At 72.7% G+C, this 12,618-nt stretch carries 12 protein-coding genes; 9 read left to right on the top strand and 3 right to left on the bottom strand.

What is annotated here, in order from left to right; all coding sequences use genetic code 11:
- The 5 genes from E1286_RS23910 to rhaS form a co-directional block, all read left to right on the top strand.
- A partial coding sequence (locus tag E1286_RS23910; protein ID WP_132615676.1) for a helix-turn-helix transcriptional regulator occupies positions 1-274 on the top strand: 274 nt, incomplete at its 5' end.
- Positions 275-403: 129 nt separating this feature from the next.
- Entirely contained in the window at positions 404-1,900 is a 1,497-nt protein-coding gene (locus tag E1286_RS23905) for a sugar ABC transporter ATP-binding protein (protein WP_132615675.1), read from the top strand.
- Positions 1,897-3,012 (top strand): ABC transporter permease, encoded by a 1,116-nt coding sequence (locus E1286_RS23900; RefSeq protein ID WP_132615674.1) that lies wholly within the window; start codon positions 1,897-1,899, stop codon positions 3,010-3,012. The genes E1286_RS23905 and E1286_RS23900 overlap by 4 nt, the downstream gene beginning before the upstream one ends.
- A gap of 54 nt (positions 3,013-3,066) precedes the next feature.
- Positions 3,067-4,041 (top strand): ABC transporter permease, encoded by a 975-nt coding sequence (locus E1286_RS23895; RefSeq protein WP_132615673.1) that lies wholly within the window; start codon positions 3,067-3,069, stop codon positions 4,039-4,041.
- Complete coding sequence (gene rhaS, locus E1286_RS23890; protein WP_132615672.1) at positions 4,038-5,120, top strand: rhamnose ABC transporter substrate-binding protein; 1,083 nt, start codon at positions 4,038-4,040, stop codon at positions 5,118-5,120. Before E1286_RS23895 ends, rhaS begins: the two co-directional genes overlap by 4 nt.
- Before the next feature lie 183 nt (positions 5,121-5,303).
- On the opposite strand, the gene E1286_RS23885 is transcribed toward rhaS, so the two are convergent.
- The gene (locus tag E1286_RS23885; RefSeq protein ID WP_132615671.1) at positions 5,304-5,966 is read right to left on the bottom strand and encodes a response regulator; all 663 of its coding nucleotides are present in this window, start codon (positions 5,964-5,966) and stop codon (positions 5,304-5,306) included.
- Positions 5,963-7,408, bottom strand: a complete 1,446-nt coding sequence (locus E1286_RS23880) for a sensor histidine kinase (RefSeq protein WP_223190303.1) — start codon at positions 7,406-7,408, stop codon at positions 5,963-5,965. Before E1286_RS23880 ends, E1286_RS23885 begins: the two co-directional genes overlap by 4 nt.
- A gap of 121 nt (positions 7,409-7,529) precedes the next feature.
- On the opposite strand from E1286_RS23880, the gene E1286_RS23875 reads away from it, so the two are divergent.
- The 3 genes from E1286_RS23875 to E1286_RS23865 are packed head-to-tail and all read left to right on the top strand — an operon-like array spanning position 7,530 to position 10,719.
- The gene (locus E1286_RS23875; RefSeq protein WP_132615670.1) at positions 7,530-8,438 is read left to right on the top strand and encodes an ABC transporter ATP-binding protein; all 909 of its coding nucleotides are present in this window, start codon (positions 7,530-7,532) and stop codon (positions 8,436-8,438) included.
- Positions 8,435-9,946, top strand: coding sequence for a DUF1349 domain-containing protein (locus E1286_RS23870; RefSeq protein WP_132615669.1), 1,512 nt, complete (start codon positions 8,435-8,437; stop codon positions 9,944-9,946). The genes E1286_RS23875 and E1286_RS23870 overlap by 4 nt, the downstream gene beginning before the upstream one ends.
- Positions 9,943-10,719, top strand: coding sequence for an ABC transporter permease (locus tag E1286_RS23865; protein WP_132615668.1), 777 nt, complete (start codon positions 9,943-9,945; stop codon positions 10,717-10,719). Before E1286_RS23870 ends, E1286_RS23865 begins: the two co-directional genes overlap by 4 nt.
- Here E1286_RS23865 and E1286_RS23860 read toward each other — a convergent pair.
- Entirely contained in the window at positions 10,699-11,352 is a 654-nt protein-coding gene (locus E1286_RS23860) for a GNAT family N-acetyltransferase (RefSeq protein ID WP_132615667.1), read from the bottom strand. The genes E1286_RS23865 and E1286_RS23860 overlap by 21 nt on opposite strands.
- A 555-nt stretch (positions 11,353-11,907) precedes the next feature.
- Between E1286_RS23860 and E1286_RS23855 the strand changes: the two genes are divergently transcribed.
- Complete coding sequence (locus E1286_RS23855; RefSeq protein WP_165969880.1) at positions 11,908-12,603, top strand: L,D-transpeptidase family protein; 696 nt, start codon at positions 11,908-11,910, stop codon at positions 12,601-12,603.
- Positions 12,604-12,618 lie beyond the last annotated feature (15 nt).

Here is a 12,618-nt window from a genome sequence, read left to right as displayed (position 1 = left end):
GGCCGGGCTGTCGCGGGCGGCGTTCGCGCGGCGCTTCACCGCGCTCGTCGGGCAGCCGCCGCTGACATACCTGACCTGGTGGCGCCTGGCCGGTGGGGCGCGCCTGCTGCGGGAGACGGACGCGCCACTGAGTGAGATCGCCTTCCGGGTGGGGTACGGGTCGGAGTTCGCCTTCGCCAACGCGTTCAAGCGTGAGTACGGCCTGGCGCCCGGCCGATACCGGCGCGAGGGGTGTCCGGTGGCGTTTCCCCAAGCCAAAGCCGTTAAAACGTAACAATTCGCCCACGGATCACACGCCGGATCAGGTGTCGGAAAGTTTGACTTAACCGGCCATTGACGCGGGGGCGCTGGCTGATCTACCGTCCTGCCACCGCTTAAAACGATTTTTCCGGGAGTGCGGCACATGGATCAGACTCCCGTTCTGTCCCTCTCACAGGTCAGCAAGGCGTTCGGCGCCGTACGGGCCGTACGCGAGGTGTCTTTGGAGCTTCATCCCGGCGAGGTGCACGCGCTCGCCGGGGAGAACGGCGCGGGCAAGTCCACCATCGTCAAGATCCTTTCTGGGGTGCACCGGCCGGACTCCGGGCGCATCCTGCTGGACGGTGAGCCGGTGGAGTTCGCCGGGCCCGGCGACGCGCAGCAGGCCGGGGTCGCGGTCATCTACCAGGAGCCGACCCTTTTTCCCGATTTGTCGGTCATGGAGAACATCTTCATGGGGCGCCAGCCGCGCTCCCGCTTCGGCATCGACCGCCGGGCGATGCGCGCGGCCGCCGCCGACCTGTTCGCCCGGCTCGGCGTACGGCTCGACCCCGACCAGCCGGCTCGCGGGCTGTCCATCGCCGACCAGCAGCTCGTCGAGATCGCCAAGGCGCTGTCGCGGCGGGCCAGAGTGCTGATCATGGACGAGCCGACCGCCGCGCTGTCGGGCAACGAGGTCGCCCGGCTGTTCGGGGTGGCCACGACGCTGCGGGAGCAGGGGTGCGCGCTGCTGTTCATCTCGCACCGGCTGGAGGAGATGTTCGAGCTGTGCACGCGCGTGACGACCCTGCGCGACGGCGCGTACGTGGCCACCGACCTCATCGCCGACATCACCCCGGACGACCTCGTACGCCGCATGGTCGGCCGGGAGCTGGACGCGCTGTTCCCCAAGCAGGAGACGGCCGCGGGCGAGGTGGCGCTGAAGGTCGGCCGGCTCACCCGCGAAGGCGTGTTCACCGACGTGTCGTTCGAGGTGCGGCGCGGTGAGATCGTCGCGCTGGCCGGGCTGGTCGGGGCCGGGCGCAGCGAGGTCGCCCGGGCGATCTTCGGCATCGACCGCTGGGACGCCGGGAGCGTCGAGGTCGACGGCAGACGCCTGCGGCCCGCCAGCCCCACGGCGGCCATGGCGGCCGGGCTCGCGCTGGTGCCGGAGGACCGGCGGCAGCAAGGGCTCGTCATGGACCTGTCGATCGAACGCAACATCGGCCTGGCCGGGCTGGCCGCCGTACGCCGGGGGCCGCTGGTCTCGCGGGCGGCCGAGCGGAGACGGGCGGCGGACTGGGCGGTGCGGCTGCGGCTCAAGTACGCCCGCCTCGCGGACCCCGTGAACGTGTTGTCCGGCGGGAACCAGCAGAAGGTCGTGCTGGCCAAGTGGCTCGCGCGGGGGCCGTCCGTGCTGATCGTGGACGAGCCGACGCGGGGGATCGACGTCGGGACCAAGGCCGAGGTGCACCGGCTGCTGTCGGAGCTGGCCGGGAGCGGGGTGGCGGTGTTGATGATCTCGTCGGAGCTGCCGGAGGTGCTGGGCATGGCGGACCGGGTGCTCGTCATGCACGAAGGACGGCTGGCCGCCGAGCTGTCGCGTGCGGAGGCGACCGAGGAGAGCGTCATGGCCGCCGCGACCGGCCGGAGCGCCGCATGACCGCCACGGCGACGGCGGCTGAGACCGTACGGGGCCGGGGTGGGCGGCGGCTCGTCGACCGGGTCGCGCGGGTGCGGGAGCTGGGCATCGTGGTCGCGCTCGCCGCGCTGTTCGGCGTCACGGGCGCGGTCAACCTGAGCTTCCTCAGCTACGCCAGCCTGCGCGACATCCTGCTCAACTCCGCCATCATCGCCCTGCTCGCCGTCGGGCAGACGCTCGTCGTCATCACCAGGAACGTGGACCTTTCGGTCAGCTCCGTCGTGGGCCTGGCGGCGTTCGGCGGCGCGCTGGTCCTGGCCGACAACCCGGGCGTGCCCATCCCGGTCGTGATCGCCGGCTGCGTGCTGCTGGGCGCGGTCTGCGGAGCGGTCAACGGACTGCTCGTCGGCGTGGCCAAGGTGCCCGCTCTGGTGGCCACCCTCGGCACTCTGTACGCCTTCCGGGGCATCGACTACGCCTGGGCCGGCGGCCGTCAGGTCAACGCGGCCGACATGCCGGAGGGCTTCCTCGCCCTCGGCACCAGCTCGGTCCTCGGCGTGCCGCTGCTCGCGCTGGTCGCCCTGGTGGTGCTGCTGGTCGTCGGCTGGATGCTGCGCAACCTGCGCTCCGGCCGCGAGCTGTACGCCATCGGCTCCAACCCCGAGGCCGCCGTGCTGGCCGGCATCCGCGTGCGGCGCCGGATCGTCGCCGCGTTCGTCGCCAACGGGGCGCTGGCCGGGCTGGCCGGCGTCATGTGGGCGGCCAGGTTCGGCACCGTGGACGCCACCGTGGCCACCGGCAAGGAGCTCGACGTGATCGCGGCCGTCGTGGTCGGCGGCGTGGCCATCTTCGGCGGCAGCGGCACCGTCTACGGCGCGGCACTCGGCGCGCTGCTGCTGTCGAGCATCACCAGCGCACTCGCCGTGCTCCGGGTGGACGCGCTGGCCCAGACGGCCATCAACGGCGCCCTCCTGATCGCCGCCATCGTCCTCGACCGGGTGCTCGCCCTGCGGGTCGCCGCCGCACTGCGCCGCCGGTCGCGGGAGGCGCCGCCGCCTGTGCCGGGACCGGAGCGGGGAAAGGCCGCGGCCTCGACGGCGACCGAGCCGGCCTCAAGGGGTGAGGCCGAGTGAACAGGGCTTCCACGATGTGGCGTGCCTGCGCACAGGACAGGGGGTGCCACCACGATGCGGCTTGAGATGGTGCGGCGCTGGGAAGGGCTGATCTTCGTTCTGCTCGTCGGCGTCTGTGTCTGGGCGTCGCTCGGCGTGGACGGCTTCGCCAACGGCTCCAACGTCTCGTTCCTGCTCCTCGACACCACCGAGATCGCCCTGATGGCGCTCACCATGACGTTGGTCATCGTGGCCGCCGAGATCGACCTGTCGGTGGCCTCGACGCTCGGACTGTCGTGCGCGGTGCTCGGCTGGCTGTGGAACGCGGGGCTCTCCATCGAGATGATCATGCCGATCTGCCTGCTCGTCGGGGCGCTGTGCGGGGCGGTCAACGGCCTGCTCGTCACCCGGCTGGGCCTGCCCTCGCTGGCGGTCACGATCGGCACGTTCGCGCTGTTCCGCGGGCTGGCGTACGTGATACTCGGCGACCAGGCGGTGGCCGACCTGCCGCCGGCGTACACCGGCCTGGCCACGGCCTCGATCGGGCCGGTGCCGGTCGCCACCGTGCTGGTGGCGGTGCTGGCCGTGGTCGCGGCGGTGGTGCTGCACGCCACCGGGGTCGGCCGGGCCGTCTTCGCCCTCGGCTCCAACGAGGAGGCCGCGTACTTCTCCGGGGTGCGGGTCAAGCGGATCAAGTTCTGGTTGTTCGTGGCCACCGGCGTGATGGCCTCGCTGGCCTCGCTCGTCTACACCTTCCGGTACGCCAGCGCGCGGGCGGACAACGGGATGGGGCTGGAACTCGCCGTGGTGGCAGCCGTGCTGCTCGGCGGAGTGTCGATCTTCGGCGGGCGCGGCACACTGCCGGGCGTGCTGATGGCGGTGCTGCTCCTCGGCGTCGTACGCAACGCGCTGATCCTCGCCGACGTGGCGAACGAAGTGCTGAACTTCGTGACGGGCCTGCTGCTCGTCGCGTCCGTGCTGGCGCCGAACCTGGGGGCGGTCTGGCGGCGGCGCACTACACCATCAGTGGAAGGGAAGTCGGCTTCATGACTACGCGTTCCCCCTGGCGCCCTGTGGCGCTGCTCGCCGGGCTCGTCCTCCTCACGGCCGCCTGCGGCGGCGGCACCACGCGGAGCGACGTCGCCGCCCAGCAGTCCTCGGCCCCGGCCACCGCCGCGTCGGCCTCGGCCAACCCCAACGCCCCCCTCAAGCAGGGACTCAAGATCGCTTTCCTGCCGAAGCAGGTCAACAACCCGTACTTCACCATCGCCGACGAAGGCGGCATCACGGCGGCCAAGGAGTTCGGCGGCGAGGGCAAGGAGGTCGGGCCGTCCGACGCGAGCGCCTCCTCCCAGGTGTCCTACATCAACACGCTGATCCAGCAGCGGCAGGACGCCATCGTGATCGCCGCCAACGACCCCAACGCCGTGGTGCCGGCGCTCAAGCAGGCCATGGCCGCCGGGGTCAAGGTGGTCAGCTTCGACTCCGACACCGCCCCCGACGGGCGGCACGTCTTCGTCAACCAGGCCGGCGCCGAGGACCTCGGCCGTACGCAGGTGCAGCTCCTCGCCGAGCAGCTCGGCCACAAGGGCAAGATCGCCGTGCTGTCCGCCACCCCGAACGCGACCAACCAGAACACCTGGATCGAGTTCATGAAGGACGAGCTCAGCAAGCCCGAGTACAAGGACATGGAGCTGGTCAAGGTCGCCTACGGCAACGACGACGACCAGAAGTCGTTCACCGAGACGCAGGGGCTGCTGCGGTCGTACCCGGACCTGGCGGGCATCATCTCGCCCACGACCGTGGGGATCGCCGCCGCGGCCCGGTACCTGTCGGAGTCGCCGTCCAAGGGGAAGGTGAAGCTGACCGGGCTGGGGACGCCCAACCAGCTGCGGAAGTTCGTCAAGGACGGCACCATCGAGGCGTTCGAGCTGTGGAACCCGGCCGACCTGGGCTACCTGGCGTCGTACGCGGCGGCGGCGCTGGCGTCGGGGCAGATCACCGGGGCCGAGGGGGAGAAGTTCAAGGCGGGCAAGCTGGGCGAGTACACCGTGGGCGCGAACGGTGAGGTGCTGCTCGGGAAGCCGACGGTGTTCAACAAGGACAACATCGACGACTTCGACTTCTGATTCCCGGACGACCCGAGCGCCCGGCGTCATGGTGGGTGTCCGCCTGGTGGGCGGGCACGCCGGGCGTTCGGGTTCTGTCCCGGGTTGGGGATGGTGCCCGTGCCGGGCGTTCGGGCTCTGCGCTTCGGGTGAAGGGGTGGGCGTCGCCTGGTGAGGGTCCGTCCGGGGCGGAGGGCTGGGTGATCACGGCCTGGTGCCGGGGACGACCAGGCCGGATTCGTACGCCGTGACGACGGCCTGGGTGCGGTCGCGGAGGCCGAGCTTGTGCAGGATCCGGCTGACGTGTGTCTTGACCGTCTCCTCGGTGACCACCAGCCGGGCGGCGATCTCGACATTGGACAGGCCCTCGGCGACGAGGCGCAGCACCTCGGTCTCGCGCGGAGTGAGTGCCGAAAGGGAGCCGGCGGCCGGGCCGGGGCCGGGACCCAGGCGGGTGAACTCGGCGATCAGCCGGCGGGTGACCGCCGGGGCCAGCAACGCGTCCCCTGCGGCGACCACGCGTACGGCGTCGAAGAGTCGCTCCGCGGTGACATCCTTGAGCAGGAAGCCGCTGGCGCCCGCGCGGAGCGCGTCGTAAACGTACTCGTCCAGGTCGAACGTCGTCAGGATGAGCACCTTCGGCCCGCCGGGACCGGCCAGCAGGCGGGTGGCCTCGATGCCGCCCATGCCGGGCATGCGCACGTCCATGAGCACGACGTCGGGCAGGAGCGCGCGGCAGATCCGCACGGCCTCGGCGCCGTCGGCGGCGGTGCCGGCGACCTCGAAGTCGGCCTGGGTGTCGAGCAGCTCGGCGAACCCGGTGCGCACCACCAGATGGTCGTCCGCGATGACCACGCTGATGCTCACCCCCCGCTCCCGGAGCCTGGCGAGTCGACGGGAGAGTCGCCGGTCCTGTGGAAGTGGGTCTCGGCGCGGAGTTCGGTGCGGAGCTCGGCGCGGCCGGGAAGGCGCGCCTCGATGAGGAAGCCGCCACCGGGGGCGGGGCCCGTGCGCAGGTCGCCGCCGACCGCCGCCGCGCGCTCCCGCATGCCCGCCAACCCGTGTCCGCCCCCGAGCCCGTGTCCGCCGCTGATGTCGTGCGTTCCCGTGCCCGGCACCGGCTCCGGCGGGCCGGGGCCGTTGTCGCGGATGCGGAGACCCAGGGTGGCGGCGGTGTAGTCGAGTTCGACGTCCACGGCCGCGCCGGGCGCGTGCCGCCGCGCGTTCGTGAGCGCCTCCTGCACGATCCGGTACGCCGCCAGCTCCACGCCGGGGTCGAGCTCGACCGGGGTGCCGCGCAGGGTCAGCCGCGTGACACTGCCCGACGCCTCCCGCGACGCGTCGACCAGCGCGTTGAGCTCGTGCAGGCGCAGACCAGGCTGAGGCCGCCAGACCGGTTCCGTCCCCGCGCCCGTGCTCGTGCCCGTGCTCGTGCCCGTCCTCGTGTCCTCGCGCAGGACGCCGAGCAGCCGCCGCATCTCCGTCAGGGCCGCCCGGGCGGTGTCGCCGATCGCCGACAGCCGTTCCGCTCCTGCCGCGGGCATGCCGGGGACGGCCAGCCGGGCGGTCTCCGCCTGCACGGCGACCATCGAGATGTGGTGGGCGACGACGTCGTGCAGCTCGCGGGCGATGCGGGCGCGTTCGCCGCGGGCGGCGTGTTCCAGCAGGCTGTCGGCGGCGACCTGCCGGGCGGCGGTGTCCGCCGTGGCCTGGCCGCGGGCCCGGCGGGCGATTCCGGCCAGCGCCGCCGGCGCGACCAGGCAGGAGGCCAGCAGCGTGAGCGCGCGCACGTGACCGCCGGGCTCCAGCGCCACCGCCAGCACGGGGAACGGCACGGCCACCAGCGCCGCCCGGGACGGCGGCCCATGGCGTCCGTACCGGTAGGCCGCCACGACCTGAACGACCAGCCCGCCCAGGGTGTAGGTGCGGAAGGCCGCGATCGACAGCACGCCCGCGCCGGACACCAGCGCCGCCGCCAGGCCCGGCTGACCCCAGAGCAAGCCCAGCGGGAGCGTGGTCGCCAGCGCGAGCAGCGACAGCACCACGACGTACGGGGCCACGCCGCCGTCCAGGGGGATCCCGTTCCCAGGACCGCCCGCCGGCATGCTCTCACGCGAGCCGAACAGCAGCCCGGACGCATGGTGCGCCTGCGCCGCCGCCTCGGCCACGGCGAGCAGCGCCGGCAGCGCCGCGACCACGAGCGGCAGCAGGGACGACGCCGCGGCCCCCCGCCGTGACGGAACCGCCCACGTGGTGACCCGCCCCAGCGCTGCCGTCCATCTGCCGCCCCGGTCGTACGCTCGCTTCACGCGGCCCATTGTTTCCCGCCGCCTCCCCGTCTGGCATCCCTCCTACGAGGGACGGCCCCGCGCCGGGATCGCTCCCTGGCGTGACGACCGCGGGCCAGGCCGGTGCCTAGGGTCGCCGGGCATGGAAGCAACCATCGAAGTCAGCGGCCTGCGCAAGCGGTACGGTCGCACGACGGCGCTGGACGGCATGACGTTCCGCGTGCGGCCAGGCCGGGTGACCGGCTTCGTCGGGCCGAACGGCGCGGGCAAGTCCACGACCATGCGGGTGGTCCTCGGGCTGGACGCGCCCGACGAGGGGCACGCGTTGGTGGGCGGGAGACCGTACCGGAGCCTGCGGCGACCGCTGACCCACGTCGGCGCGCTGCTCGACGTCGGGGCGCTGCAGCCGGGCCGATCCGGGCGGGACCACCTGCTGTGGCTCGCGCACTCCCAGGGCCTGGGAGCCCGGCGGGTGGACGAGCTGCTCGACCTGGTCGGCCTGGCGCCGGCGGCGCGGCGCCGGGCGGGCGGCTACTCCCTCGGCATGCGCGGGCGGCTCGGCATCGCCGCGGCCCTGCTCGGCGACCCGCCGGTGCTCATGCTGGACGAGCCGTTCAACGGGCTCGACCCGGAGGGCATCGTCTGGATTCGCGGGTTCCTGCGGTCGCTGGCCGCCGAGGGCCGGGCCGTGCTGGTCTCCAGCCACCTGATGAGCGAGCTGCAGGACACCGCCGGGCATCTCGTGGTCGCCGGCCGCGGCCGCGTCGTCGCCGACGTCGGGGTGGACGAGCTGATCGCCACGGCCTCCCGCGCCCGGGTGACGGTGCGTACGGCGGCGAGTCCCGAGGCCGCGCGGGCCCTCGCCGGAGCAGGCGCCACCGTGACCGTGGGCGAGCGCGACACGCTCGTCGTCTCCGGGCCGCCCGCAGAGGACGTCGTCCGGCTCCTCGGAGCGTGCGGGGTGCCGTTCTCCGAGGTGAGCGCCTACCGGGCGACGCTGGAAGAGGCGTATCTCGACCTCACCGGAGGCTTCTCAGGGGTGGTCCGATGACCGCCCGTCTCCTGCGGGCGGAGTGGACCAAGCTCAGGACGGTACGCGGCTGGATGGCGGGGCTGGCGGCGTCCTCGCTGCTCGTCCTGGGGCTCGGCCTGCTCTTCGCCGCTGGCGGCCACTCCTCCTGCAGTCAGGGCCCGGTCGAGGTGCCGTGTCCCACGCCTCCTCTCAGCCGCGACGGCCGCGCCGTGGAGGACCGCTTCTTCTTCGTCAGCCGGTCCCTGGACGGGGACGGCGGCATCACCGCCCGCGTGACGGCCATGAACGGCCAGATCCGCCTGCCCGACGCCACCCCCGGCGTCCGGAACGTCGTCTCCGGCGTCGTGCCGTGGGCGAAAGCCGGGATCATGGTCAAGGAGAGCACGAAGCAGGGCGCGGCGTATGCGGCCGTCATGGTCACCGGCGCCCACGGCGTACGCATGCAGCACGACTTCACCGAGGACGTGGCCGGCAGCGCCGGGGGAGCGCCGCGCTGGCTGCGGCTCACCCGCACCGGCGAGACGATCACCGGGGAGGAGTCGCCCGACGGCCGCCGGTGGACCACCGTCGGCACCGCCCGCCTGACCGGACTGGCGCACCGGGTTCGCATCGGCCTGTTCGCCGCCTCACCCGGCGACGTACGCGTGGTCCGCAACCCGCTCGGCGGATCCGCCTCGGCCTCCCGCTTCACCGAGGTCACCGCGACCATGGACGAGGTCACCGTGCGCGGCGCGGGCACCGGCGGAACGTGGAGCCGCGACGACATCGGCGTCGAGCTCGGCCCCGACGGCAACCCGCACCACCCGGGCGCGTTCGTGGGGAACGGCGGCACGTTCGCCCTCACGGGGACCGGTGACATCGCCCCGGACACCTCGAACGGCAGGATCGAACACGCGCTGACCGGTGTGCTGATCGCGCTCGTCGTGGTGGTCGCGGTGATGGTGTCGTTCGCGACGGCGGAGTACCGGCGGGGGCTCATCCGCACCACGCTGCTCGCCGGTCCGCGCCGCGGCCGGATGGCGGTGGCCAAAGCGGTCGTGGCGGGGGCGGCGACCTTCGCGTTCGCGCTGCCGGCGACCGCCGTGACGCCCCCGCTGGCCCGGGGGATCCTGCGCGGCAACGGCGTCTTCACCCTGCCGGTCGGCACGCTCACCGAGGTCCGGGTGGTCGTCGGCGTCGCGGCGCTGCTCGCCGTGGCCGCCGTCCTCGCCGTCGCCCTCGGTCTGCTCTTCCGGCGCGGCGCGGCGGCGGCCGTCGCGGCGATCACGGCGCTCGTGGTCCCGTACGTGCTCGCGACCGCGTCCATCCTGCCCGACGAGGTGTCGCGGTGGCTGCTGCGCCTCACCCCGGCCGCCGGCTTCGCCGTCCAGCAGAGCATCCCCGAGTACGCCCATGTGATCGGCCACTACGCCCCCGCCGCCGGGTACTTCCCGCTCCCGCCGTGGGCCGGCTTCGCCGTGCTGTGCGCGTACGCCGTCGTCGCCCTCGGGCTGGCCGCGTACCGGCTGGAGCGGAGGGACGCGTGAGGCGGGAACTGCACGCCGAGTGGACGAAGCTGCGCACCGTTCCCGGACCCGGCCTGCTGCTGCTCGGCGTCGTCGTGGCGACCGTGGCCGTGAGCGGCGTCGCGGCCGGCGTCATGGACTGCGCGGCCGCGGGCTGCGGGCTGGACGCCGTCCGCGTCAGCCTCTTCGGGGTGCAGGCCGGCCAGGCACTGGTCGCGCTCCTGGCCGTGGCGGTGGTGTGCGGCGAGTACGGCACCGGGATGGTCGCGACGACCCTGGCCGCGATGCCGCGCAGGACGGTCACGCTGGCCGCCAAGGCGACCCTGGTCACCGGCCTGACCTTGGGGGCGGGCGTCCCGGCGGTGCTCGGCTCGCTGCTGGCGGGCCGGCTGTTGCTGCCCGGCGGCGGCTTCACACCGGAGCACGGCTACCCGCCGCTGTCGCTCGCCGACGCCGCCACGCTGCGCGCCGCCGCCGGCTCGGTGCTCTATCTCGGGCTGGTCGCGCTGCTGGCCACGGGTGTCGCGGTGGCCGTGCGCGACCAGGTGGCTGCCTGCGGGGCCGTGCTCGGCCTGCTCCACCTCTTCCCGATCGTCGTCCTCATGGTGAGGGACGAGGACCTGCAGCGGATCCTGTGGCAGCTCTCGCCGGTGAACGCCGGGCTCGCCGTCCAGGCCACCACGGACCTGGCGAGCATGCCCGTCGGCCCGTGGGCCGGGCTGGGCGTCGTCGCGTGCTGGGCCGCGGCGGCCCTCGTCGGCGGCGGCCTGCTGCTACGCCTCAGAGACGCCTGACATGGGCAGGCCGAAGAGCGGCAGGCAGCGGTCGAGGCGGTGGATCTTGATGTCGGGGGATTCCGTCCAGTCTTCGCGGGGCATGCGGAAGCGGCGGGTGATGACCGGCTCGCCCTTGCGGGCGTGGAGGGAGATGCCGTCCTCGCGGTAGCCGAGCTTCTTCGTCACCGCCAGTGAGGCGTGGTTGTCCTCGAACGCCGTCGTCACCGCGTGGTGCGCGCCCAGCCCCGCGAAGGCGAGGTGCAGCACGGCTCTGCGCATCTCGGTGCCGATGCCGCGGCCCTGGAAGCGGCGCCCGAGCCAGGAGCCGGTCTCGACCTCGCGGGTGACGGGGAAGTCCTTGCCGATCATGCCCTGAACGCCGACGACCTGGCCCTCGTGGACGACGGCGAGTTCGAGCGACCAGTCGTCCGGCGTGAACGTCGCCCATGTACGGAACTGGTACTGCAGCACGCTCCTGGCCCGCTCCGCCGGCTCGCCGTCCGACCACGGGACCATGAACGGCATGAAACCGGCCTCGTGGACGCCCTCCGCGGCCCGGTCGGCCAGCTCGTCGAGGTCGTCGAGCGACGGGTGACGCAGCTCGAGGCGCGGGGTCGTGATGGAGAGCTCGGGGAGCGGCCAGTTACGCATGTCACCTCATTCTGCCAGTCGGTTTCGCGAGGAGGCGACGGGTTTTTCGCCGACCGTCGCTATAAAAGCGAAATGCCCGTATTTAGCGGGATCGGCTCATTAGCCGGGACTTTGCTTGACTAAACCTGTGTATGAGATCGATTCTCCGGCGATCCGGGTAGGCGTTGATTTATGAGGATAAACTTTCGCAGAATTGCCGTTATCGGTCTCGGTGTGGGCTGCGGCCTCCCCTTCACCGCCCTTCCGGGCGAAGCCCGGACATCTGCCGGTACGTCCCTCATGACCGCCCCTATGAACGCCCCCATGAACGTGCAGTCTGCGACGGCGGGATGGCTCGCCCATCCCGACGACCGGCCGGGCTCCCACGGCCGGCGGGGCGCTGCGAAGAATGCCCACGACCGGCGTGACCCCGGCCCCGATGGCGACAGACGGCGCCGCCCGTGGCCCGTCGCCGACGGGAGGCGTGGCCCGTTGCCCACGATCGATGAACGCCGGGCTCCTGGATCCCGTACGGACGGCCGGCGGGGCCCGGTGACCGGGCCGGATGGGCGGCCCGTGGCACAGGCCCCTGTGCCGGCCGAGGGCGCGGACGCCGAGCACGAGCTTGTGGACGACGCCGAGGCGGAAGAGGTCGAGAGCAAGCCGCTCATCCTCCACCCGGGCGACCGGGGCTCCGAGGTGGTGAAACTGCAGCGCCGTCTGCACGCCGGGCGCTACTACTTCGGGCCCGTCAACGGGCGATACGACGAGCAGACGAAGTTCGCCGTCTGGGCCCTGCAGAAGAGCCGCAGGATGCCCGTCAAAGGCGCCGTGGGGCCGAAGGAATGGTCGGCGCTCGAACGGCCGCTGCGCAGGCGCCCGATGGTGGAGGGCGCGCCCGCGGACCGGGTGGAGGTCAACCTGAGCGCCCAACTGCTCACCGTCTACCGCGACCGCCGCCCGGTCCTTTTCTCGCACATCTCGTCCGGCGCCCAGATCCCGTACTGCCGGAACGGCCACTGCGGGAACGCCGTCACCCCGACGGGGGACTTCCGCGTCTACCGGCGCGCGCCGGGGTGGACGACGGGGCCGCTGGGCTCGATGTACAACTCGCTCTACATCGTCGGCGGCATCGCCCTGCACGGCTCGACGAAGGTCCCGCTCCGCCCGGCCTCCCACGGCTGCGTACGCCTCCCGATGACGACATCCAAGCGCCTGTACCAAATAGTGAAAATTGGAGAACCCGTGTACGTGCGCGGAAAAATTCGCTGAATCTGCGCAATTCTC

Source organism: Nonomuraea terrae, from assembly GCF_004348995.1.
GTDB lineage: Bacteria > Actinomycetota > Actinomycetes > Streptosporangiales > Streptosporangiaceae > Nonomuraea > Nonomuraea terrae.
Note: the sequence above shows the minus strand (reverse complement) of the source record. Positions and strands in the feature narration are given on the sequence as shown.

Excerpts from the sequence above, each read along its gene's own strand:
- E1286_RS23905 (WP_132615675.1), top strand. The coding sequence starts at position 404 with ATGGATCAGACTCCCGTTCTGTCCCTCTCACAGGTCAGCAAGGCGTTC.
- E1286_RS23900 (WP_132615674.1), top strand. The coding sequence starts at position 1,897 with ATGACCGCCACGGCGACGGCGGCTGAGACCGTACGGGGCCGGGGTGGG.
- E1286_RS23895 (WP_132615673.1), top strand. The coding sequence starts at position 3,067 with ATGCGGCTTGAGATGGTGCGGCGCTGGGAAGGGCTGATCTTCGTTCTG.
- rhaS (WP_132615672.1), top strand. The coding sequence starts at position 4,038 with ATGACTACGCGTTCCCCCTGGCGCCCTGTGGCGCTGCTCGCCGGGCTC.
- E1286_RS23875 (WP_132615670.1), top strand. The coding sequence starts at position 7,530 with ATGGAAGCAACCATCGAAGTCAGCGGCCTGCGCAAGCGGTACGGTCGC.
- E1286_RS23870 (WP_132615669.1), top strand. The coding sequence starts at position 8,435 with ATGACCGCCCGTCTCCTGCGGGCGGAGTGGACCAAGCTCAGGACGGTA.
- E1286_RS23860 (WP_132615667.1), bottom strand. The coding sequence starts at position 11,352 with ATGCGTAACTGGCCGCTCCCCGAGCTCTCCATCACGACCCCGCGCCTC.